The organism is Streptomyces platensis (assembly GCF_008704855.1).
GTDB classification, from domain to species: domain Bacteria; phylum Actinomycetota; class Actinomycetes; order Streptomycetales; family Streptomycetaceae; genus Streptomyces; species Streptomyces platensis.
Map to the genome: position 1 here is coordinate 4,024,503 of NZ_CP023691.1, position 22,250 is coordinate 4,046,752.

General features: G+C 73.0%; 17 protein-coding genes and 1 pseudogene. 11 read left to right on the plus strand and 7 right to left on the minus strand.

Features of this window, described 5'->3' with window-relative positions:
• Positions 1–235: 235 nt before the first annotated feature.
• Positions 236–1,663, minus strand: coding sequence for a MinD/ParA family ATP-binding protein (locus CP981_RS17695; protein ID WP_244329687.1), 1,428 nt, complete (start codon positions 1,661–1,663; stop codon positions 236–238).
• A 124-nt stretch (positions 1,664–1,787) separates the two neighbouring features.
• On the opposite strand from CP981_RS17695, the gene CP981_RS17705 reads away from it, so the two are divergent.
• A complete protein-coding gene (locus CP981_RS17705; protein WP_085924420.1) occupies positions 1,788–2,126 on the plus strand; it encodes a hypothetical protein in 339 nt (112 codons plus the stop codon).
• Positions 2,127–2,247: 121 nt separating this feature from the next.
• Here CP981_RS17705 and CP981_RS17710 read toward each other — a convergent pair whose 3' ends face one another.
• Positions 2,248–3,369 carry a ubiquitin family protein gene (locus tag CP981_RS17710; RefSeq protein ID WP_085924419.1) on the minus strand — a complete coding sequence of 374 codons (1,122 nt, stop codon included), beginning with the start codon at positions 3,367–3,369 and terminating at the stop codon, positions 2,248–2,250.
• A 222-nt stretch (positions 3,370–3,591) separates the two neighbouring features.
• On the opposite strand from CP981_RS17710, the gene CP981_RS17715 reads away from it, so the two are divergent.
• From CP981_RS17715 to rarD, 7 genes are all read left to right on the plus strand, one after another.
• On the plus strand, positions 3,592–4,896 hold the full coding sequence (locus CP981_RS17715; protein ID WP_085924418.1) for a sensor histidine kinase: 1,305 nt from the start codon (positions 3,592–3,594) through the stop codon (positions 4,894–4,896).
• A 233-nt stretch (positions 4,897–5,129) separates the two neighbouring features.
• Positions 5,130–6,443, plus strand: coding sequence for a sensor histidine kinase (locus CP981_RS17720; protein WP_085924453.1), 1,314 nt, complete (start codon positions 5,130–5,132; stop codon positions 6,441–6,443).
• A gap of 303 nt (positions 6,444–6,746) precedes the next feature.
• Positions 6,747–7,406, plus strand: coding sequence for a response regulator transcription factor (locus CP981_RS17725; RefSeq protein ID WP_167536228.1), 660 nt, complete (start codon positions 6,747–6,749; stop codon positions 7,404–7,406).
• Positions 7,407–7,700: 294 nt separating this feature from the next.
• A complete protein-coding gene (locus CP981_RS17730; RefSeq protein WP_085924416.1) occupies positions 7,701–9,653 on the plus strand; it encodes a 2-oxoacid:acceptor oxidoreductase subunit alpha in 1,953 nt (650 codons plus the stop codon).
• On the plus strand, positions 9,646–10,740 hold the full coding sequence (locus tag CP981_RS17735; RefSeq protein WP_085924415.1) for a 2-oxoacid:ferredoxin oxidoreductase subunit beta: 1,095 nt from the start codon (positions 9,646–9,648) through the stop codon (positions 10,738–10,740). Before CP981_RS17730 ends, CP981_RS17735 begins: the two co-directional genes overlap by 8 nt.
• Positions 10,741–10,977: 237 nt before the next feature.
• Positions 10,978–11,862: an SDR family oxidoreductase gene (locus CP981_RS17740; protein ID WP_085924414.1), complete on the plus strand. Its 885-nt coding sequence runs from the start codon at positions 10,978–10,980 to the stop codon at positions 11,860–11,862.
• A gap of 121 nt (positions 11,863–11,983) precedes the next feature.
• Positions 11,984–13,012: an EamA family transporter RarD gene (gene rarD / locus CP981_RS17745; RefSeq protein WP_085924413.1), complete on the plus strand. Its 1,029-nt coding sequence runs from the start codon at positions 11,984–11,986 to the stop codon at positions 13,010–13,012.
• Here rarD and CP981_RS17750 read toward each other — a convergent pair.
• The 5 genes and pseudogenes from CP981_RS17750 to CP981_RS17770 all read right to left on the minus strand — a co-directional run bounded on the left by CP981_RS17750 (position 13,002) and on the right by CP981_RS17770 (position 19,268).
• Entirely contained in the window at positions 13,002–13,871 is an 870-nt protein-coding gene (locus CP981_RS17750) for an ABC transporter permease (RefSeq protein ID WP_085924412.1), read from the minus strand. The two genes, rarD and CP981_RS17750, sit on opposite strands and share 11 nt — an antisense overlap.
• Positions 13,858–14,921 (minus strand): annotated as a pseudogene (locus CP981_RS17755) (ABC transporter ATP-binding protein). The gene CP981_RS17750 and the pseudogene CP981_RS17755 overlap by 14 nt, the downstream one beginning before the upstream one ends.
• A 94-nt stretch (positions 14,922–15,015) precedes the next feature.
• On the minus strand, positions 15,016–16,281 hold the full coding sequence (locus tag CP981_RS17760) for a LolA family protein (RefSeq protein WP_085924411.1): 1,266 nt from the start codon (positions 16,279–16,281) through the stop codon (positions 15,016–15,018).
• A 306-nt stretch (positions 16,282–16,587) separates the two neighbouring features.
• Entirely contained in the window at positions 16,588–17,601 is a 1,014-nt protein-coding gene (locus CP981_RS17765) for a polyprenyl synthetase family protein (RefSeq protein WP_085924410.1), read from the minus strand.
• Between the two features lie 467 nt (positions 17,602–18,068).
• Positions 18,069–19,268, minus strand: coding sequence for an FAD-dependent oxidoreductase (locus CP981_RS17770; protein WP_085924409.1), 1,200 nt, complete (start codon positions 19,266–19,268; stop codon positions 18,069–18,071).
• Positions 19,269–19,625: 357 nt separating this feature from the next.
• Here CP981_RS17770 and fahA point away from each other — a divergent pair, with 357 nt between their 5' ends.
• From fahA to CP981_RS17785, 3 genes are all read left to right on the plus strand, one after another.
• The gene (fahA, locus tag CP981_RS17775) at positions 19,626–20,828 is read left to right on the plus strand and encodes a fumarylacetoacetase (protein ID WP_085924408.1); all 1,203 of its coding nucleotides are present in this window, start codon (positions 19,626–19,628) and stop codon (positions 20,826–20,828) included.
• Positions 20,825–21,478, plus strand: a complete 654-nt coding sequence (locus CP981_RS17780; RefSeq protein WP_085924407.1) for a GOLPH3/VPS74 family protein — start codon at positions 20,825–20,827, stop codon at positions 21,476–21,478. The genes fahA and CP981_RS17780 overlap by 4 nt, the downstream gene beginning before the upstream one ends.
• A 201-nt stretch (positions 21,479–21,679) precedes the next feature.
• Positions 21,680–22,168, plus strand: coding sequence for a hypothetical protein (locus tag CP981_RS17785; protein ID WP_085924406.1), 489 nt, complete (start codon positions 21,680–21,682; stop codon positions 22,166–22,168).
• Positions 22,169–22,250: the final 82 nt, after the last annotated feature.

The following is a 22,250-nucleotide window of genomic DNA, read 5'->3' on the forward strand; positions in this document are numbered from 1 at the left end:
GTCCGCCCCTCGCTCCCTGACTGTGATTGTTCAACGACTTCGACGATCTGTACGGACCGGAGTCTAGGCCCTGCCCCGGCCCCGGTGAGCAGCCGCATCGTCGCGGCCGGTGGGGTTGTCCCCACTTCGCCCTTCCTGGGTGGCCGGCAGCGTAGACAGAGCGCCCGGTTGTCTCAGAACCTGTCTCACGGACCGGACGGACGGCGGGGCGGAGACGGTCCGGGAGGGCTTGGCGTCAGTGGACCGGGCCGCCGTCGAACGGGCTGCGCCGGTCGGGGGCCGCGGGGGCACCGGGGGCTTCCGGACCGGCGGCCGGCTGGGGCGCCACCGGCATCGTCGGCAGGGGCTGCGACGGCGGCTGCGACGGAGACGGAGAAGGAGGCTGGGTGGGGGCGGCCTGCGCCTGGGGGTGCGGCGGGGGCTGGTGCGGTGCGGGCACCGGGGGCGTGGCCTGGGGCGGGTAGTAGTGGGGAGCCGGTTGGGGCTGATGTGGGGGCTGGGGCTGCGGAACGGCCTGGGGCTGGGCCTGCGGCTGCGACTGCGGACCGGCCTGGGGCTGCGCCGGTGCCTGCGGACCGGCCTGGGCCTGCGACTGCGGACCGGCCTGAGGCTGCGCTTGACCTTGCTGGCCGCCGTGCCCCTGGGGCCGCTGTGGTTCCTGGGGCGGCGCGGGGGCCGTCGCCTGTCCGGGGACGTACACCGGCGGCTGTCCCGGGCGGTGGACCGTCGTCTGCCGTTGCTGCTGCCGCCGGCCCGGTTCCCGCGAGACCGCGCGGTCCATCACCTCGGCCGCGATGCGTGCCGCCGCCTCCCGCGTCCGTTCGCCGAGCAGCTCCGTACGGATGGCGCCGCCGGCCGCCAGATGCCGGTCGTAGGGCAGCGGCAGCACCGCCGCGCCGCCCGCGCCCAGGTGTTCGGCGGCCCGGCGGACGTCGACGCCGCTGTCGGGCGAGGTGTGGGTGAGCACGACGACGGTGGTGGGCAGCAGGCCGGAGTGCAGTCCGCCGATCCAGTCCAGTACGGAGCGGGTGGCGGCCACGCCCTCCGGGGTCGCCGGGGTGGCCACCACTCGCGCCTGGGTGGTCACCAGCGCGGTGCGCGCCACTTCGGCGGGCAGCGTCTCGCAGTCCACGACGGTGGCCGCGAAGTGGCGGCGCAGCGAGGTCATGACCACGCGGTAGGTGTCGAGGTCCAGCCGGGTGCCGATGGCGCCCTGGCTGCCGGGCAGCAGCCAGCCGCCGCCCGCGAACGGGAGGAGATAGCCGGTCAGGTCCGTGATCAGCATCGACGGTTCGACGATCTGCGCCAGATCGCTGCCCGACCACCGCACCTCGCGGGCGCCGAGCCGGTGCGGCAGCGTGCCGAGCGCCGGATCGGCCTCGACGGCGAGCACCGGGTCGGAGCGGTAGTGCGCGTAGGTGAGCGCGAGCAGGGCGGCGAGGGTGGACTTGCCGGCGCCGCCCCGGATGCTGGACACGGCGATCTGCCGGCCCGTGGTCACGGGCTGCTGGATGGCATGCGCGGCCTGGGTGACCGCGGCCGTTTCGGCGGCCGGGGACGAGGCGAAGACCTTGCGCAGCGCGCGGCCCGCACGCCGGGCCACGGGGTCGCCGCGACGCGGCCGGGGCTGACCGTCGGCCAGTTCCGGCGGCAGCAGGGGCACCGAGAGCGGCGTCCGGGCCGGCAGCCCGGACCGGCCGTAGCGGCCGGGAGCGGGGGCGGGTGCTCCGGAGACGGGCGCTCCGGCGGCGGGCGCTCCGGGGGCCGGGGGCGCGGAAGCCGGCGGGGTGGGTGACGCGGGGCCGGGCGACGTGGCGGCGGGGCCGGGTGGCTGGACCGGGGTGGCGGGCATCGGCGGAGCGGCGGGAGGCGTTGTCCCGGCCGGAGGCATCGGCTCGGCGTGCGGCGGCGCCCCGGCCGAAGGCATCGACGTACTCAGCGGCATCGGACCGCCCCCGGGCACCCCCGGAATCCCTGGCATCCCCGGAGCGGTCCCCCGCTCCGCCGGACCACCGTCCGACTCGCTCATCGCCCCCGACGCGCTCATCGCTCCCGCCTCGCCCGTCATACCCCACTCGCCGCTCTCGCCCGTATTTCCCGCCGTGCTCAACTCCCTTGCCGTATAGGCCCCAGGAGTCGGATTCATCGCCCGCACCGCGTCCACACCCCCTCCCCCTTCCGCTCCCGTTCCCGCTTGCTCCGGATCGCGCTCCGCCGATGACATGTCCGCTCCGCCGCCTCTCCGGGTCAGGATGCGCCGAACAGCGCGCCGTAGAGCCCGAGGGCCCCGAGAGTGACCGGGATCAGCGCCACTACGGCCACCGACTCGGCATGGTCCAGCCACCGGCGCAGCCGGGCGAGCGAGGGCTCCGGGATCCGCACCGCGAGCAGCGCGACCGGCAGCACCGCCAGCAGACCCAGCACGACCAGCGCGGGCGCCGCCGCCCCGCCGTCGGTGGCCCAGAGCAGCACCAGCCGTACGCCGACCGCCAGGCCGGCCGCCAGCAGCGCGACGACCTCCACCGCCAGCGGATACGCCCGTGCCCGTGAGCACAGCACGCCGCACAGCAGCAGCGCGGCGAGCACCGTCCAGAGGCCGGGTGTCTGCACCGCGAGCACCCCGGCCGCTCCGGCCGAGGCCGCCACGACCGTTGTTGCCGGGGCCAGCTCCCGGTGGGTGGCGCCCAGTGCGCCCGCCACCTGGTGCCGGCTGACCGGCGTACCGCCGGAGTGCAGATCGTCGAGCCGGGTCAGGCCGGCACCCCGCAGTGCGAGACGCGGCAGCTGGCCCAGGACGAGGACGGAAACGAAGCCGAGCACAACTCCCGTACGTGCGGGGGTGGTCAGGGCCAGGCCCAGCTCCCAGGCGCCGACCGCGAGCGCGAGCGACGCGGCGGCGGTCAGGCCGCCCCGCCCCAGCCCCGTACAGAGCCCGAGGAGCGCGAGCACGGCCGCCACGGTGAGTCCGACGGCGGCGAGCCTCGCCGCGCCGCCCGGAACCGCCTGCCAGGCCGTGGCCACCCCGAGCACCCCGCCGAGCAGCAACAGGGCGGCTCCCGGGGCCTGCTGCCCGTGTCGCGCGGCGAGTGCGCCGACGGCCGCACCTGCGGCGGTGACGAGGACGGCGGCGACACCCAGCCAGCGGGCCGCGTCCCCGTTGGCGTACCAACTTCCCGCGCAGGCCCCGGTGACCGCCGCGAGCAGCACACTCGCCGTCACCGCCGTCCAGACCCGGCTCCGCTCGCCCCATCCCCAGCCGCGGATCTCGAAAGGGGCGGCCACCGCGTCGGCGAGGTCCCGTGTGGTGGACTCCGGCCGGCCTGCGGCGTCATCCGGCTTCAGCAACTGGCCGTCGTAACCCCGCGCCATGGCCCCTCGCCCCTCCCGTTGTGCATCGCCACACCTTACGGTCCCGTCGGCGCGCCGTGTCCACCACTCCGATAACGGGACAGGCACTGTGCCCCGGCCCGGCGCAACCGCCGTGACCTGCGCCGGGATGCTCGAAGCGCGGACCGGAATGGGGCAAACCCCACCCCGGTCCGCCCAGCTACCCCATGGCACCCCGGTCGGCCACCGGGCAGGCTGGGGCGCATGACGGAGAGTTCCCGCCCCAGTGCTGCCGAGGACGCCCTTGAGGGCGCCACACCACCGCCTCCAAGAGCGCCGCTCAGCAGCGCGACGTGGCGGGAGATCGCCTATCTGCTGGCCAACTTCCCTTTGGGATGCGTGGCGTTCGCGGTGCTGATGGTGTGGGTGGTGGCGGGGATCGGGCTGTCCCTCATCGTGATCACGCTGCCGCTGCTGGCCACAGGGCTACAGGCGTGCCGGCACTACGGGAGGCTGGAGCGGGCCCGTGCACGGGCGTTGCTCGGGGTCCGGGTCGAGGAGCCGAGCCGACTGCGGGCGCGGCACCCGGGCTTCCTGCCGTGGTTGTGGGCGAGTCTGAAGGATCCGGTCGCCTGGCGGCATGCGCTGTTCACGTTCATCCGGCTGCCGTGGGCCCTGATCACATTCCTGGTCGTCTTCGTGCTGTTCTTCCTGGGGTGGCCGGCGCTGCCCTGGGTGGCGCGCTGGCTGACCAACGTGGACCGGGCGATGGTGCGGGGATTCCTCTCGCCGTCCGACGAGTTGGAGCGGCGGATCGCCGAGCTGGAGACGGACCGGGTGACGGTCACCGACACCGCGGCCGCCGATCTGCGGCGCATCGAACGGGATCTGCACGACGGTGCGCAGGCCCGGCTGGTGGCGCTCGCCATGGGGCTCGGCCTGGCGAAGGAGAAGCTGCTGGAGGGCCGGGCCGATGAAAGCGTGGCGGCGATGGTGGACGAGGCGCACGGCGAGGTGAAGCTGGCGCTCCAGGAGCTGCGGGATCTGGCCCGGGGCATCCATCCGGCGATCCTCACCGACCGGGGGCTGGGGCCCGCGCTGACCTCACTGGCCGGGCGCTGCACGGTGCCGGTCACGACGACCGTGGACCTGTCCGAGCGGCCCGCGCCCGCCATCGAGGGCATCGTCTATTTCACCGTCTCCGAGCTGCTTCAGAACATCTCCAAGCACAGTGCGGCGCGGCAGGCGTCCGTCGAGGTGTGGCGCGTCCAGGAGGGCGGGTCCGCAGGAGCCTCGGACAGGGGTGGTCGTGGGCGACGGGCGGGCGGACGGCTGCTGATCCAGGTGTCGGACAACGGGAAGGGCGGGGCGCGGCTGGACGGCGGCAGCGGGATGGCCGGGCTCGCCGAGCGGCTGGGGTCGGTGGACGGGCTGTTCGTGCTGGATTCGCCGGTGGGCGGGCCCACGCGGGTGACGGCGGAGCTGCCGTGGCGGGAGCGGACGGGGGACGGGGCCGGAGTCGGGGGCGGGGCCGGGGCCGCGCGTCGGCGCGGCGGGGCGCGGGCCTGAGGACACAGCGGGCCGTCGGAGTGGGGCCGCGCGGCCGGCTGTGGTCGGCCGCTTGTGGTCGACCACAGGGCCGGGGGTGGGGATAACCCCCGGCGAAGACTGCGAGAACCCTCATGGTGCGGGGGCCGCCGGTCGCGGACGCTTGTCATGGCGGAAAAGGCCGCGGTGAGCGGCGGAGCAGACAGCGGCGCCGACAGGGCATGGCCGCGCCCGGCAGAACGGACGACGAGACGATGGATACCGCATACGCACCGCGACTTCGCGGCTCCCGGATGCCCGTGGGGCTGCGCGCCCCGTTCTCCGGGCGCACCTGGCGGGAGTTCCTCTACCTCTTCCTCAGCGTCCCGATGTCCGTCCTGATGTTCACGTACGCGATAACGGTGCTCGCGCTGGGCACCGGTCTGCTGGTGACGACCTTGGGCATCCCGGTGCTGGCGGGCGGCCTGGCCGGCAGCCGTGCGCTGGGCGGTCTGGAGCGGGCGCGGGCCCGCGCCCTGCTGGGGCTGGAGGTCGCCGCCCCGGAGCCGCCCCGCGCCTCCAGGCCGGGCCTGATGGGGTGGGTCGGAGCCGTACTCAAGAGCGGTGCGTCCTGGCGGCACGTCGTCTACTCCCTGCTGCACCTGCCGTGGGCGATCTTTTCCTTCGTCTTCTCGCTGACGCTCTGGACCGTCGGCTGGGCGCTGCTGGCCTACCCGCTGTGGCGGTGGACGTTCCCCGCGTATCTCGACCAGCCGGGCGCCCTGATGTGGGGCGACGGCCACGGCCACGGCGTCTATCTCGACACCCCGACGGAGATCGGGTTCACCAGCGGGTTCGGGCTGCTGCTGGTGCTGGCCGGGCCGTGGGTGATCCACGGGCTGACGCAGGTCGACCGCGTCATGGTCCACGGCCTGCTCGGGCCCTCCCTGCTCGCCACCCGGGTGTCGCAGCTGGAGTCGGACCGTGGGGTGGTGGTGGACACGGCGGCGGCCGACCTGCGCCGCATCGAGCGCGATCTGCACGACGGCGCCCAGGCGCGGCTGGTCGCGCTCGCCATGGACCTGGGCCTGGCCAAGGAGAAGCTGGCGGAGGACCCGGAGGCCGCGGCCAAGATGGTGGACGAGGCGCACGGCGAGGTGAAGACCGCACTCCGGGAGCTGCGTGACCTGGCCCGGGGCATCCATCCGGCGATCCTCACCGACCGGGGACTCGGCCCGGCGCTGTCGGCGCTGTCGGCGCGGTGCACGGTTCCGGTGACGGTGACCGTGGATCTGGACCGCCGGCCGGCCGCGGCGATCGAGGGCATCGCCTACTTCACCGCCTCCGAGCTGCTCCAGAACGTCTCCAAGCACGCCCGGGCCACCAGCGCCACGCTCGATGTGTGGACCAACGCGGACCGGCTCATGGTGCTGGTCGCGGACAACGGGCAGGGCGGCGCGCACACGGAGAGCGGCACCGGCCTGGCCGGCCTCGCCGAACGGCTCGATGCCGTCGACGGCCTGCTGATAGTGGACTCCCCGTCCGGTGGCCCGACCTGCATCACCGCCGAGCTGCCGTGGCGCGGCTGACCACCGGAGAGCATCGGCTGTCTGCCGTGGCGCGGATGACCACCGGGCGGCACTGGCGGAGGACCGCCGGGCGGCGCCTGCGGTGCCGCTCGGACAGCACTGGCTGACCACCGGACGGCGCTGAGCCAGCCACCGGGTCGGCGCCGCCGGGCCCCGCCCACCCCCACACCCGGCGCCCTCGGACCCCTGTCTGCGCCCCGGACCCCCTTACCGGCCTCGCTTCCGTCCGGATGCTGGGATGCTGGGGTCCGGCAGGGGCGGGACGGGGTGACACATGGGGGGATCTGAGCCGTGGAGGACAAGGTGCGGGTGGTCATCGCCGAGGATTCGGTGCTGCTCCGGGAGGGCCTGACCAGGCTGCTGACCGACCGGGGGCACGAGGTCGTGGCCGGTGTGGGGGACGCCGAGGCACTGATCAAGGTGATCGGGGAGCTGGCGGACGAGGGGGCGCTGCCGGATGTGGTGGTGGCGGACGTACGGATGCCGCCGACGCACACCGACGAGGGGGTGCGGGCCGCGATCCGGCTGCGCCGGGACCACCCGGGCCTCGGTGTGCTGGTCCTCTCGCAGTACGTCGAGGAGCAGTACGCGACGGAGCTGCTGGCCGGTTCGAGCCGGGGTATCGGCTATCTGCTCAAGGACCGGGTGGCCGAGGTGCGGGAGTTCGTCGACGCGGTGGTCCGGGTCGCCGGGGGCGGGACCGCGCTGGACCCGGAGGTGGTGGCCCAGTTGCTGGGCCGCAGCCGTAAGCAGGATGTGCTGGCCCATCTGACACCCCGGGAGCGGGAAGTGCTGGGGCTGATGGCCGAGGGCCGGACGAATTCCGCGGTCGCCCGGCAGCTGGTGGTCAGCGACGGTGCGGTCGAGAAACACGTCAGCAATATCTTTTCGAAACTGGGTCTGGCGCAGAGTGACGGGGATCACCGCAGAGTGCTTGCAGTGCTCACCTACCTCAACTCCTGAGGATCTGACACCCTGTCAGATGGGCTGTTCGAGGTATTTTCCGCCCAGGTCGAGGACTTTGGGCGTAGAACCAATGGAGGAGTCCGGAGCGTCATGAAGAACGGGGTCACGGGGGCGGTGATTTCATGACAAACGCACCAGATCGCTGTCTCACGTTGACGTCCACCATGCGATCGACCCAAGGAAGGTCACCCTTACCCACGTACGATGGTTATGGGACAACCGGTCGGTACGACACGTCCCGAGCCCTGCCTCCGGCGGGGACGCCGCACCCCTCGAGGGAGGTCCGAAGCAGTGACCAGCCAGGTCAGTAGCCCAGCCGAGCAGACCGACGCAGCGCTTGTCGGGGAACAACGCGCGTCCGGTAACGGCGGCGAAGGCAAAGAAGTCCGACGTCTGGACCGGGTGATCATCCGGTTTGCCGGTGACTCCGGTGACGGTATGCAGCTCACCGGCGACCGGTTCACCTCCGAGACGGCGTCGTTCGGCAACGACCTGTCGACGCTGCCCAACTTCCCCGCCGAGATCCGGGCCCCTGCCGGGACCCTGCCGGGCGTCTCCAGCTTCCAGCTGCACTTCGCCGACCACGACATCCTCACGCCCGGTGACGCACCGAACGTGCTGGTCGCGATGAACCCCGCCGCGCTGAAGGCGAACCTCGCCGACGTCCCGCGGGGCGCGGACATCATCGTCAACACCGATGAGTTCACCAAGCGCCCGATGGCGAAGGTCGGCTACGCCACCAGCCCGCTGGAGGACGGCTCGCTGGAGGCCTACAACGTCCACCCGGTGCCGCTGACCACGCTGACGATCGAGGCACTCAAGGACTTCGGGCTCTCCCGCAAGGAGGCCGAGCGCAGCAAGAACATGTTCGCGCTGGGCCTGCTGTCGTGGATGTACCACCGGCCGACCGAGGGCACCGAGAAGTTCCTGCGGGCGAAGTTCGCCAAGAAGCCGGACATCGCGGAGGCGAACGTCACCGCCTTCCGGGCGGGCTGGAACTTCGGTGAGACGACGGAGGACTTCGCCGTCTCCTACGAGGTCGCGCCGGCCACGAAGGACTTCCCCACCGGCACCTACCGCAATATCTCCGGGAACCTCGCGCTGTCCTACGGGCTGGTCGCGGCGGGCCGGCAGGCGGATCTGCCGCTGTATCTGGGCTCGTACCCGATCACCCCGGCCTCCGACATCCTGCACGAGCTGTCCAAGCACAAGAACTTCGGTGTGCGGACGTTCCAGGCGGAGGACGAGATCGCCGGTATCGGCGCGGCGCTGGGCGCGGCCTTCGGCGGCGCCCTGGCGGTGACGACCACCTCCGGCCCCGGTGTGGCGCTGAAGTCGGAGACCATCGGTCTCGCGGTGTCCCTGGAGCTCCCGCTGCTGATCGTGGACATCCAGCGCGGCGGGCCCTCCACAGGACTGCCGACGAAGACCGAGCAGGCCGATCTGCTCCAGGCGATGTACGGCCGCAACGGCGAGGCGCCGGTGCCGATCGTGGCGCCGAAGACGCCCGCCGACTGCTTCGACGCGGCGCTGGACGCGGCCCGTATCGCGCTCACCTACCGCACCCCCGTCTTCCTGCTCTCCGACGGCTATCTGGCCAACGGCTCCGAGCCGTGGCGGATCCCCGACGTCGAGGAACTCCCCGATCTGCGGGTCCAGTTCGCTTCCGGCACCAACCACCAGCTGGCGGACGGCACCGAGGTGTTCTGGCCCTACAAGCGTGACGAGCAGACGCTGGCCCGCCCCTGGGCCGTGCCGGGCACGCCGGGTCTTGAGCACCGCATCGGCGGCATCGAGAAGCAGGACGGCACCGGCAACATCTCCTACGACCCCGCCAACCACGACTTCATGGTGCGCACCCGCCAGGCAAAGGTGGACGGCATCGAGGTTCCCGACCTCGAGGTCGACGACCCCGCCGACGAGAGCGGCCAGGGCGCCCGGACCCTTGCCCTGGGCTGGGGTTCGACGTACGGACCGATCACCGCCGCGGTCCGGCGCGTCCGGCGTGCGGGAGACCGCATCGCGCAGGCCCATCTGCGCCATCTCAACCCCTTCCCGCGGAATCTCGGCGAGGTCCTGGCGCGTTACGACAAGGTGATCGTGCCGGAGATGAACCTCGGACAGCTCGCCACTCTGCTGCGTGCCAAGTACCTCGTCGACGCGCAGTCGCACACCCAGGTCAGCGGAATGCCGTTCAAGGCCGAGCAGCTCGCGGAGGTCTTTAAGGAGGCCATCAATGACTGAGGCGATCTCGGAGAGGCCCTCGCAGATCGAGGCGCTCTCCCTGGTGCCCAAGGCCGACGCCAAGCAGTCCATGAAGGACTTCAAGTCCGATCAGGAAGTGCGCTGGTGCCCCGGCTGCGGTGACTACGCCGTCCTCGCCGCCGTGCAGGGCTTCATGCCCGAGCTCGGTCTGGCGAAGGAAAACATCGTCTTCGTCTCCGGCATCGGCTGCTCCTCCCGCTTCCCGTACTACATGAACACCTACGGGATGCACTCCATCCACGGCCGCGCCCCGGCCATCGCCACCGGCCTGGCCTCCTCGCGGCGCGATCTGTCCGTCTGGGTCGTCACGGGCGACGGCGATGCGCTGTCCATCGGCGGCAACCACCTCATCCACGCCCTGCGGCGCAACGTCAACCTCAAGATCCTGCTGTTCAACAACCGGATCTACGGTCTGACCAAGGGCCAGTACAGCCCCACCTCCGAGGTCGGCAAGATCACCAAGTCGACGCCGATGGGCTCGCTGGACGCGCCGTTCAACCCGGTCTCGCTGGCGCTCGGCGCCGAGGCGTCCTTCGTGGCCCGCACCGTCGACTCCGACCGCAAGCACCTCACCTCGGTGCTGCGCGAGGCCGCCGCCCACCCCGGCACGGCCCTGGTGGAGATCTACCAGAACTGCAACATCTTCAACGACGGCGCCTTCGAGGCCCTCAAGGACAAGGAGCAGGCCGAGGAGGCCGTGATCCGGCTGGAGCACGGGCAGCCGATCCGCTTCGGCGCGCTGGCCCCCGACGGCTTCGGCTCCAAGGGCGTGGTCCGCGACCCGGCCACCGGCGATCTCAAGGTCATCGACGTCCGGGAGGAGGGGACGGGCGGGGTGCTGGTGCACGACGCCCACAACCCCTCGCCGACGACGGCCTTCGCGCTCTCCCGGCTCGCCGACGCCGACACCCTGCACCACACCCCCATCGGTGTGCTGCGCAGCGTCGACCGGCCGGTCTACGACACCCTGATGTCCGACCAGCTGGACGCCGCCATCGAGCAGAAGGGCAAGGGCGACCTCGCCGCACTGCTGACCGGCAATGACACCTGGACGGTCGTCGGCTGACCGAACGGCGCCGAAACGGGTGCCTCCGGAAGCGCGTTAGGGCGCTCCCGGAGGCACCCGTTCGTTGTGGGCTGTGCTTCACGGCGGGCCGCCCCTCCGCTGCGCCGTGCCGGTGCCGCGCCGCCGGGCGATGCTGAAGGGGATCCCGCACCAGCTATCCGTACACCCGTCATAGACGATCGTTTAGCGCAGGCGTACGGTCGGGTCCTCAGGCAGCGACGCCCACAGGGGGTACTCATGAGCTTCGTCGTCACCGGCGCCACCGGGGCACTCGGCCGGCTCGTCATCGAGGAACTGCTCCGGCGCACCACACCCGGCGAGATCGTCGCTCTCGCCCGCGACCGGGCCAAGGCCGCCGGCCTCGCCGCCCGCGGGGTGGAGATCAAGACCGCGGACTACAGCCGTCCCGAAACCCTCCAGGGCGCCTTCACCGCCGGTGACCGGGTGCTGTTCATCTCCGGGAACGAGGCGGGGCAGCGCCTCACCCAGCACCGCACCGTGATCGACGCCGCGCGGGAGGCGGGCGTCGGGCTGCTGGCGTACACCAGCGTGCTGGGCGGGCCGGCGGCCACGTTCTCGATCGCCGAGGAGCACCTCGCCACCGAGCAGGCGCTGCTCGCGTCCGGGGTGCCGTACTGCCTGCTGCGCAACGGCTGGTACCACGAGAACTACACGGGCGCGCTCGCCGACACCCTCCGGACCGGCGCCGTCGTGGGCAGCGCGGACGGCGGCCGGGTGGCCACCGCCGCGCGCCGGGACTACGCCGAGGCGGCCGCCGTCGTGCTCACCGGCAGCGGCCACGAGAACACGGTGTACGAGCTGAGCGGCGACACCGCCTGGACGATGGCCGAGTACGCGGCCGAGGTCTCGCGGCAGACCGGGCGGCGCATCGCGTACCGCGATCTGCCGCCCGAGCAGTATGTGGCGCTGCTGGTGGAGGCGGGCGTACCGGCGCTGGGCGCCCAGCTGGTCGCCGACGCGGACACCGGGATCGCCCGCGGCGAGCTGTCGGCGACGCCCGGCGAACTGTCCCGGCTCATCGGCCGGCCGACCACACCGGTCGCCGAGGCGATCGCGGAAGCGCTGAAGGCACTGGAGGGGCCGCACGGGCTGCCCAGCTGAAGCGGGCCCGCCGGAGCGCCGCCCCTACGGGCCGTCATGACCGTATGGCAAGACGGGCATGACAGGCGCTCCGGGCGGCGTTACGTTCACCAGGGCGACACGGCACCACCAGGAGGGTCCCTTGCAGCCTCGAAGCGATCAGCGCACCGGACTCGCCTACGGCATCGCCGCCTACACCATGTGGGGCCTGCTGCCGCTCTACTGGCGCCTGCTGGACGACGCCGCGCCGTCCGAGATCCTGGCCCATCGCATGGTCTGGTCGCTGCCCGTCGCCGTCGTCCTCCTGGCCGTGCTCCGCCGCTGGTCCTGGATCGGCCCGCTGCTGCGGCAGCCCCGGCGGCTCGGGCTGATACTGGTCAGCACCCTGGTGATCTCGGCGAACTGGTTCCTCTACATCTGGGCGGTCAACTCCGGGCACGTCCTGGAGGCCTCGCTCGGCTACTTCATCAATCCGCTGGTCAGCATCGCCTTCGGCGTCCTTGTGCTGCGCGAACGGCTGCGGCCGCTCCAGTGGGCGGCGGTGGGGATCGGCGCGCTGGCCGTCCTGGTGATGACCGTCGCCTACGGCCGGATGCCCTGGATCGCACTCGCGCTGGCCTTCTCGTTCGCGACGTATGGCCTGGTCAAGAAGGGCATCAAGCTCGACGGGATCGAGGGCTTCAGCGCCGAGACGGCCCTCCAGCTGCTGCCCGCCCTGGGCTTTCTGGTCTTCCTCGGCCTGCACGGCGAGGCCAGTTTCACCACCGGGGCGGGCCAGGCGCTGCTGCTGTCGGCCTGCGGGGTCGCGACGGCGGTACCGCTGATCTGCTTCGGCGCCTCGGCGGTGCGGCTGCCGCTGACGATGATCGGGATGCTCCAGTATCTGGCGCCGACCTTTCAGTTCCTGCTGGGACTCACGGTCTTCCACGAGACGATGCCGCCGGAGCGCTGGGCCGGGTTCGCGCTGGTGTGGCTGGCGCTGGCGATGCTGACCTGGGACGCACTGCGGACCGCGGGGCGGGCACGGGCGGCGCTGGCCGAGGCCGCGGCCCAGGCGGCCGCGGCGGCACCTCCCCCGGAAACGGCCACGGAAGCGGCGCCGGCAGCCGCGGCGGCACAGCCCACCGCCGAACAGCCGGGGACGCCGCGGCCGCCCGGCCTCACGCAGTGATGTCCCGGGTGGTGAAGCGCGCCCAGGCCGCCGAGCCGAACACCACGGCGTACAGCGCCTGCAGGCCGAGGTTCTTCTCCAGCTGGTCCCAGTAGACGGGGTCGCGGAGCAGATCCGCGAAGGACAGCCAGTAGTGCGGGAAGAGGTAGGGCTGGAGGGCGTGCAGCTGCGGGAGTGAGTCCAGTATCTGCACGGTGATCAGCAGGCCGACCGTGGTCGCCATGGCCGCTATGCCGCTGGTGGTGAGCGTCGAGACGAACAGGCCGATGGCGGCCACCCCGGTCAGGGACACCGCCACCGCGACCGCGATGGCCAGCGCCCGCAGCAGCCCCTCGCCGAAGGACACAGAGGTGCCCGAGAGCAGGGTGACCTCGCCCAGGGGGAAGAGCAGCGCACCGGTCGCCAGTGCGGAGAGCGCCACGGTCAGGGTGCTCACCAGGCAGAACGTCAGGGTCGTGGCGTATTTGACCAGCAGCAGACGGGTGCGGCCCGCGGGGGCGACCAGGAGATAGCGCAGCGTCCCGCCGTGTGCCTCGCCGGCGAGGGAGTCGCCCGCGATCACGCCGACGGACATCGGCAGGAAGAACGGCAGGGTCACCGCGAGCGAGGCGAAGACCAGGAAGAGGCCGTTGTGGGTGGCCTGGGAGAGGAAGGCCGGGCCGCCACCACCGCCACCGCCCGGCCCGCCGTCACCGGTCTCGATCCGGACGGCGATACCGACCAGGACCGGTATGCCCGCGAGCACCGCCAGCAGCGCGAGGGTGCGCCAGCGCCGGAACGTCACGGCGATCTCGCTGCGCAGCAGCCCCAGCGACCACAGCGGCCGGGGCGTCCGCGCCACCGCCTCAGCCTGCGACATCGAAGCCCTCCCCGGTCAGCGACACAAAGACATCCTCCAGCGAGGCGCGCGCCGTGCCGAAGCCGCGGACCCGCACCCCGGCGTGCACCAGCGCGGCGTTGAGCTCCTCGACCTCCCGCGGCGCCCCGGCCTCCGTTCCGCCCATGGGGGCGTCCGGGGGCGGGAGTTCGCCCGTCACCCGGTCGTCGGTGATCTCCACAGCGGTCACGCCGCACTCCTTCAGCACCCGGGCCGCGTCCGCGGTGTCGGGCGTGGTGACCGTGAGCCTGGCGTGGCCGCGCGGGCCGAGGACCGTGGCGGAGAGGCCGGCGACCGGGCCCTGGGTGAGCAGCCGGCCGCGGGCCATCACCGCGGCATGGGTGCAGATCTGCTCGATTTCGTCGAGGAGGTGGGAGGAGAGAAAGACGGTCGTGCCGTCCGCCGCCAGCTCGCGGACCAGGGCCCGGATCTCCCGCATGCCCTGGGGTCCAGGCCGTTGGTGGGCTCGTCGAGCACCAGCAGCTCACGGGGCCGGAGCAGGGCCGCGGCCAGGCCGAGGCGCTGTTTCATGCCGAGGGAGTAGGCGCGCGCCTTCTTGCCGGCCGCCGCGGCCAGACCCACCCGCTCCAGCGCCCGGCCGACCCGCGCCTCGCGGGTGCGGGGATCGGCGGCCGGGTCGGCGGCGTCGAACCGGCGGAGGTTGTCCCGCCCGCTGAGGAAGCCGTAGAGCGCCGGGCCCTCGATGAGCGCGCCGACCCGGGGCAGCACCCGGCGGCCCGCGGCCGGCATCGGCTGCCCGAGCACCCGGGCGCGGCCGGCGGTCGGCTCGATCAGGCCCATCAGCATGCGGATGGTGGTGGTCTTGCCGCAGCCGTTGGGGCCGAGGAAGCCGAAGACGCTGCCGCGCGGTACGGCCAGATCGAGGCCGTCGACGGCGCGCCGCCCGCCGCGGTACGCCTTGGTCAGCCCCTGGGTCTCGATCGCCCACTCCCCGGCGGGTGCAGGCGTGGCCCCGGGCTCGTCGACGAGCGGGCGCCCCGGGCCGGGCCCCGGGGCAGGCGCTGCCGGCATCGGTTTCCCCTGTCCTGCGGAAGGCCCACGGGCTACGCCGCACCCCCCTCCGTGAAGGGGTGGCGCGGCGGTCCCGCGAGGCCGCGATCGTGCCTTACTTGGCGGCGTTGGCCGCGTTGATCAGGGTCTGCTTGTCGACGGCGCCGACGTAGACCGTGCCGTTGTCCGTGACCAGGGCATTGACCAGACGGGTGCTGAAGACCCGGCCGGAGCCGAACTTGCCGTTGACCTCGTCGCCGATGCTGTCCAGGAACTTGCCGACGTCACCGCCGGCGCCCTTGGCCTTGTCCTTGTCCTTGCCGGAGGGCAGACCGGGACCGTCACCCTTGATGGTGGCGATGGACGTCCAGCCCTTGCCGATGACGTTCAGCCCGTCCATGTCCTTGGCGAGCTCCTTGCGGGACGGGGCGTCCTTGCCGTGCCCGCGCTGCGCGGTCGCGTGCTCCTTGTCGCCGTTGACGACCTTGGCACCCTTGGGCGGGGTGAAGGAGAACGTGCTCGCGGCGGGCTTGGCGAAGTCGACGTTGGTGTAGCCGACGTCGACGGCGGCCGCGCCACCGCTCTTGGGGGTCAGGGTGAACTTCAGCGGCACACCGTTGGCGGCGTCCACCGCGACCCGGATCGAGCCGACCGTGGAACCGGCCTGCTTGGGCTTGATCAGCAGCTGGTAGGCGTCCCGTCCGGCGACCTTGGCGGTGCCGTCGACGGTGACCGAGGTCGTGTCACCGGCCGCCTCCAGGGCCTGCTTCGCGAGGTCCTGCGGCGTCGCGGTCTTCAGGTCCTTGGGCAGGCCCTCGGGGGCCCGGTGCTGCTTGCCGGACCGCTCGCCGGGGGCGGTGCTGTGCACGGCGGTGTTGCTGCCGCTGTCGTACGCCCAGACGTCCTTGCCGTTGTGGACGAGGCTGTACTCGGCGGCCTTGTCCACGATGGAGACCCGCTGCTTCTCGGGGCCGTCGGCCGCGACGCGCAGCGTGTGCGCACCGGACGCCAGCTCCATCAGCTTGTTCTGGGGCGCTGCGGAGGCACCGTCCCCGCCCTGCGCGCCGCCGCCCGGGGCGCCGCCGAAGGCGCCCGCTCCGTCGCCTGCGCCCGGCAGGGACGGCAGGCCGAGGTCCGTGGTGACCCGGACCGTGCCGGAGAGCTGCTGGACATCCGATTTGGCGACCTTGGCTATCAGGTCCTGTGCCGAGATCTTCGGCAGGTCCGGAGCGGAACCGGCGAACGCCGGGACCAGCCCGATCATGGCCGCCGACACTCCCGCCACCGCGACCGGCACGCCATACCGCACCGCCTTACGGCGCTTCGGGGAACGCTCCCCGCCCCATTCGTCGGTGACCTCGGTCGGTTCGTTCCGTGGCATCTGCCCTACCTCCGTCGTGTGCGGCGGCTGCTGTGCTGTCCACGTGTTCCCCCCTGGGGCCCATGGTGACCTGCCCGCCGCGCTCAGGTGGTTCCATCTCACCAAAGGGCCCGGCAGAAAGCGTCAGCCCGCGGGAGCAACTCGTCCTACTGCTGAGGTATGACGCACGCTCACCTCAGGTCGGAGGCCGTACCACAGGAGGCGGAGCGCTCCCTAGGGGATGCGGGGACATGCCCTCAGGGTGCGGAGGCACATCGCAGAGGCAGGCGGGGCGGGAGACCTCAGGGACCGGCACGGCGGGCGGTCTCAGCCCGCTCGGTGCACCACCGCGTCGCAGAGCCCCTCAAGGGCCGACTTGGCCAGGCACGAGGGCAGCGGCGCCAGCATCGCGCGGGCCTCCTCCGCATAGCGCACGGTGTCGCGGCGGGCCTCTTCGAGCGCCGGGTGGGCGCGCAGACCGGCCAGCGCCTCGGCGTGCCGGGCGTCATCGGTGAGGTCGCCGGCCAGCAGCTCGCACAGCGCGCGGTCCTCGGGGGTACCGGTGGCGCTCTCGGCCCGCGCCCGCAGCCGCAGCACCGGCAGCGTCGGAATGCCCTCGCGCAGGTCCGTCCCGGGCGTCTTGCCCGATTCGTGCGAGTCGCTGGCGATGTCCAGCACGTCGTCGGCCAGCTGGAAGGCCGTACCGAGCCGCTCGCCGTACTGGGTGAGGATGCTGACCGTCGACTCCTCGGCGCCCGACATCATCGCGCCGAAGCGGCAGGCGACGGCGACCAGCGAGCCGGTCTTGCCCGCGAGCACGTCCAGGTAGTGGTCAATGGGGTCCCGGCCGTCGCGCGGGCCCGCGGTCTCCAGGATCTGGCCGGTCACCAGGCGTTCGAACGCCTCGGCCTGGATCCGGACCGCCTCGGGCCCGAGGTCGGCGAGGATGTGCGAAGCGCGGGCGAACAGGAAGTCGCCGGTCAGCACCGCGACGGAGTTGCCCCAGCGGGCGTTGGCGCTGGCCACCCCGCGGCGCACATCGGCCTCGTCCATCACGTCGTCGTGGTAGAGCGTCGCCAGGTGCGTGAGCTCCACGACGACGGCGGAGGGCACCACACCCGGGCTGTAGGGGTCACCGAATTGGGCGGCCAGCATCACCAGCAGCGGCCGGAACCGCTTGCCGCCCGCGCGCACGAGATGCTGCGCAGATTCGGTGATGAACGGCACGTCGCTCTTGGTGGCCTCCAGCAGGCCCTCCTCGACAGCCGCCAACCCGGCCTGGACATCGGCCTCAAGAGCCTGGTCCCGCACGCTCAGCCCGAAGGGCCCGACGACGGTCACGAGGGGTACTCCTGTCTGCTGACGATCAAACTGAATGTCGATCTGTCGCTGTCTCCACCATTGGCCAGCGTATCCGGTCGCAGTTCGATCACCGTGAGCGCCCGCCCCCCGAACCGCCCGGGAAGCACGGCGACCCCTCGGCCGGGATGTTCCGGATCAACTGTTGACGCGCTGCGACGCGGAAGAGCGGGACCGGCGAACGGGAAGAGCGGGACCGGCAACCGCCAGCATCCCCGGTCCGCTTCCGCTCCGGCAAGGCCCTGCGGACCGGCCATGGCCGGAAAGCCCCGCCCCGGTCACCGCCCCGCCCCGGCGGCGGACGTACCGGTCACCGCCCCGGGCGAAATCACCGTGGCGCAGGACGACTTCCGCGCCGACACCCTCCGGCCGTCATGGCCGGCTGAGGCGAACACCGTGCATACGGGCCCCGGGCGTCCGGATGCCGGGCCCGTGCGGGCGCCCCCGCCTCACCCGTACGCCCGCGCCACCGCCCTGGCCAGCCGCGGCGAGGCGAACTCCGTACCGCACACAAAGCGCATCGCGGGCCCGAAGGAGGCCGCCGCCGGCAGCCCCGTGAAATACAGCCCCGGCACGGACGAGCCGAAGCCGCCGTCCAGCAGCGGACCGCCGGCCCGCACCACGATCCCGGTGCGCAGCCCCGCTCCCAGGAAGTCCAGCGCCGCCAGATCCATCCGGTAGCCGGTCGCGGCCAGCACATGGTCGGCGACGACCTCCCCACCGTGCCCGTCGGCGCCACGCAGCGCCAGTACGGGGCGGCCGTCGCGGACCGTGGCCCGTACGATCCGGCGCCCCTGCGTCACCCGCACCCGGTCGGTGAAGCGCTCCCGCAGCCACCACGCCCCCCGTGGGACGGGCACCCGGCGCCCCAGATACCGCCGGGCGGGCACCGGCAGCCGCCGGAAGGCACCGGCGCGGTACGCCGGCGCATGCCGGGGCCAGGCGCCGAACGGCAAGGACGGGCGCCTCCGCGGCCGGTGGTCCGGCGGCGCGCCGAAGCCCACCGCGCCATGGCCGCGCGCCACCACCCGTACGGCCGCCGCGCCCGCCTCGGTGAGCAGCACCGCGCTCTCCAGCGCCGACTGCCCGGCGCCGATCACGACCACGTCCCGGCCGGCCAGCGCGGACAGATCGCGGTGCTGGGAGCTGTGCGAGACCGGCCCGGTGGCGGACGGGCCGTCCGGGAGCGCGGCGGCCAGTTCCGGCGGCAGCTGCGCCAGCCCGGTCAGGCCGGAGGCGACGACCACCGCCCGCGCGCCGACCTGCTCACCGCTGTCCAGCTTCAGCTCGAAGCCGTCGGCCCGCCGGTCGACCGACACCACCCGGACCTGCTCCAGCCCGGGGACCAGCAGCTGCTGCACCCACTGCCCGTACCGCACGAAGGTCTCCACGGGGACGAGGTCCCGGTCGGTGACGTAGGGCCCCTCCCCCGTCGCCGCGCAGAAGTCGCCGAGGGTGTGGCCGGGCTGCGGGACGCCGATGCCGGAGGCCGCGGGCGCCGAGGTGAGCAGCATGCCCGCGGGCATCCCCGTGCGCCAGCTCGCCATCGGCTGCCCGAAGACCCGCACCGGCAGGCCGTGCGCCCGTAGATGCGCGGCCGCCGACAGCCCGTACGGACCGGCCCCGATGACCGCTACCGGAGTGCTCACTTCGGTCCTCCCTCGCGTGAAGAACGGCCGCCCGGCCGCCTCTTCGGCGAGGGGGAGCAACAGCCCCGTCACCCGCCGGTCCGGCCCCTCCCGCCCGGTGGCGCCGTCCTCCCGCCGGTCAGGCAAGGAAGTTAGGCCCGAATTGCGCGGTGCGGCAAGGCTTTTCCCGACATGACCGATGCGTGGGGCGCAGCGCACCGCGCCACCGCCCACCGTCTGCGTACGCCTCCGCGCCCGCGCGCCCCGAGACCGCCCCGCTGATCACCGCCCGGCCGTAATCTGATCGTCGGCCCCACGGCCCGCGGGCCGACCAGGCCCCGGCCGCCCACCGGCGACGACGCACGCGAGGAGCTGTCCATGCCCGAGCAGAGCCCGTTCGACCTGGCGGAAGGCGATCCCTTCGGCCCGCACAACCTCCCCTACGGCGTCTTCAGCACCGCCGACGCGCCCGACCGGCGCCGCCTCGGCGTCCGCTACGGCGACAGCGTCCTCGATCTGAGCGCCCTGCCGAGCGCGCTGCCCGCCGCCATCCATCCGCACGCCGAACTGCTCACGGCACCGACCCTCAACCCACTGCTGGCCGCGGGCCGTCCCGTATGGCGGCAGATCCGCGCGGCCGTCCACAGCGCCGTGACCGACCCCGCGCACCGCGGCGAAGTGGCGCCGCTGTTCCATCCGCTGGCAGAGGTCACGCTGCACCTCCCCTTCGAGGTCGCCGACTATGTCGACTTCTATGCCAGCGAACACCACGCCACCAACGTCGGCCGGATCTTCCGTCCGAACGACGCGGCGCTGACCCCCAACTGGAAGCATCTGCCGATCGGTTACCACGGCCGGGCGGGCACCGTGGTCGTCACCGGCACCCCGGTCGTACGGCCCAGCGGCCAGCGCAAGGCCCCCGCGGACGAGGCACCCACCTTCGGCCCGTCCCTCCGTCTCGACATCGAGGCCGAGGTCGGCTTCGTCGTCGGGGCGCCCTCCACGCTCCACGAACCGGTCGGACTGGGCGCGTTCCGCGACCATGTCTTCGGCGTCTGCCTCCTCAACGACTGGTCCGCCCGCGACATCCAGGCCTGGGAGTACGTGCCGCTCGGCCCGTTCCTCGGCAAGTCCTTCGCCACCTCCGTCTCCGCCTGGATCACCCCGCTCGACGCCCTCGACGAGGCCCGTACGGCGCCGCCCGCCCGGGACTTCCCGCTGCTGCCCTACCTCGACGACGCGGGTGCGGAGCCGGGCGGCATCGACATCCGTATCGAGGTGCGGATCAACGGCGAGACGGTCTCCCGGCCGCCGTTCTCCGCCATGTACTGGACGGCCGCCCAGCAGCTCGCCCATATGACCGTCAACGGCGCCTCGCTGCGCACCGGCGATCTGTTCGCCTCCGGCACCGTCTCCGGGCCCGACCCCGACCAGCTCGGCTGCCTGCTGGAACTCACCCAGGGCAAGGGCCCCTACCTCCAGGACGGCGACGAGGTCACCCTCACCGCCTGGGCGCCCGGCCCCGACGGCGCCCGCATCGGCCTGGGCGAGGTCACCGGCCGCATCCTGCCCACGGGATGAACGGCGCACCGCTCACCCTCCCGGAGGAGCTGCTGCTGCTCGCCCTCGAACCGGACCGCGGCGGGTTCCTGACCAACGCCAGGTACCTGCGGTACGGAGTGGCCGGTGCGGTGCTGGCCGATCTGGAGGAGGCCGGGCGGCTCACCGTCGGCGGCGGCGACCGGATCACGGTCCTCAACCCCCTGCCGCTGGGCGATCCGGTGCTGGACGGCGCGCTGGCGGCGCTGCCCGGCCCGGACAAGCGGGGCCGGGGTATCACGGCGGAGCGCTGGGTGCGCCGGACCGGCCGGCCGGTCCAGGAGCTGTGTGTGCGCCGGCTGGAGCAGCGCGGCGCATTGCGCCGGACGACCCGGCGTGCCCTGGGCCTGTTCCCGTACGAGCGCTTCCCGGCCGGGGCGGTGGACCTCACCGGCCCGGCCCGGGACCGCTTCGCCGGGGCGCTCGACGCCGGGTTCCCGGACCGCCGGGGCCGGCTGCTGGCCGCGCTGGCCTCGGCGACCGATCTGGACCGCCGGCTGCTGACCGGCCGCGGCCACCGGCCCGTGCGCCGCGAGATGAAGCGGTTCGCGGGCGAGTTCTGGACGGCCCGTGCGGTGCAGCGCGCGGTCCGCCAGGACAAGGAGGCGGGGGCGAACGCGGCCTCCCCCTGAGCCCGGACCGGGCCGGGCCGAACCGGGCCCGGCCCGGCCGAGCCCCCCGGGGCATCCCTTCCTCCGCCTCACCGGCGCTCCCACGTCACAGCCGCACACCAACTCCGTACCGGCGCTGCCGCAAACCGGGCGACGGCTCGGACGGCTGCCGGGCCCGCTGCTAGCCTCACGTCTCCTGGTCCCACAACGGAGGAGACGTACGTGCGCAAGGCAGCGCAGATCGCCGGGGCGGCAGCCATCGCCGCGATGCTGCTCAGCGGCTGCGGAAGCAGCGGCGGCAACGACAGCGGCAAGGACAGCACGCCGAGCAAGTCGCCGGACGCGCCGTCGGCTCCGGAAGGCGGCGACAAGCCCGCGGACCCCGCCGCGTTCGAGGGGGCCTGGAAGTCCGGCCCGAAGAGCAACCAGCTGATCCTGGTGGTCACCAAGGGCACCGTCGCGTTCAGCAACGGCCACAAGGCCGCCTGTCTGGGCAAGGTCCAGGAGATGGCCGGGATGACCATGGCCGCGCTCAAGTGCACGGACGGGGACACCACCCGCACCATGGGCACCCTCAAGCCCGGCGCGGACGGCAAGACCCTGACCGTCGACTGGAAGAACGGCCCCACCGAGAAGTACACCAAGTCCACCGACGGCAGCGTGAAGATCCCCGACATGCCGGAGATGCCGAGCGGGATGCCCAAGAGCTGACCGCCCCGCCACGCAAACGGCCGCCGCCCGGAACCCCCCGAGGGCTCCGGGCGGCGGCCGTTGCCGTACCGCGCCGCCGTGG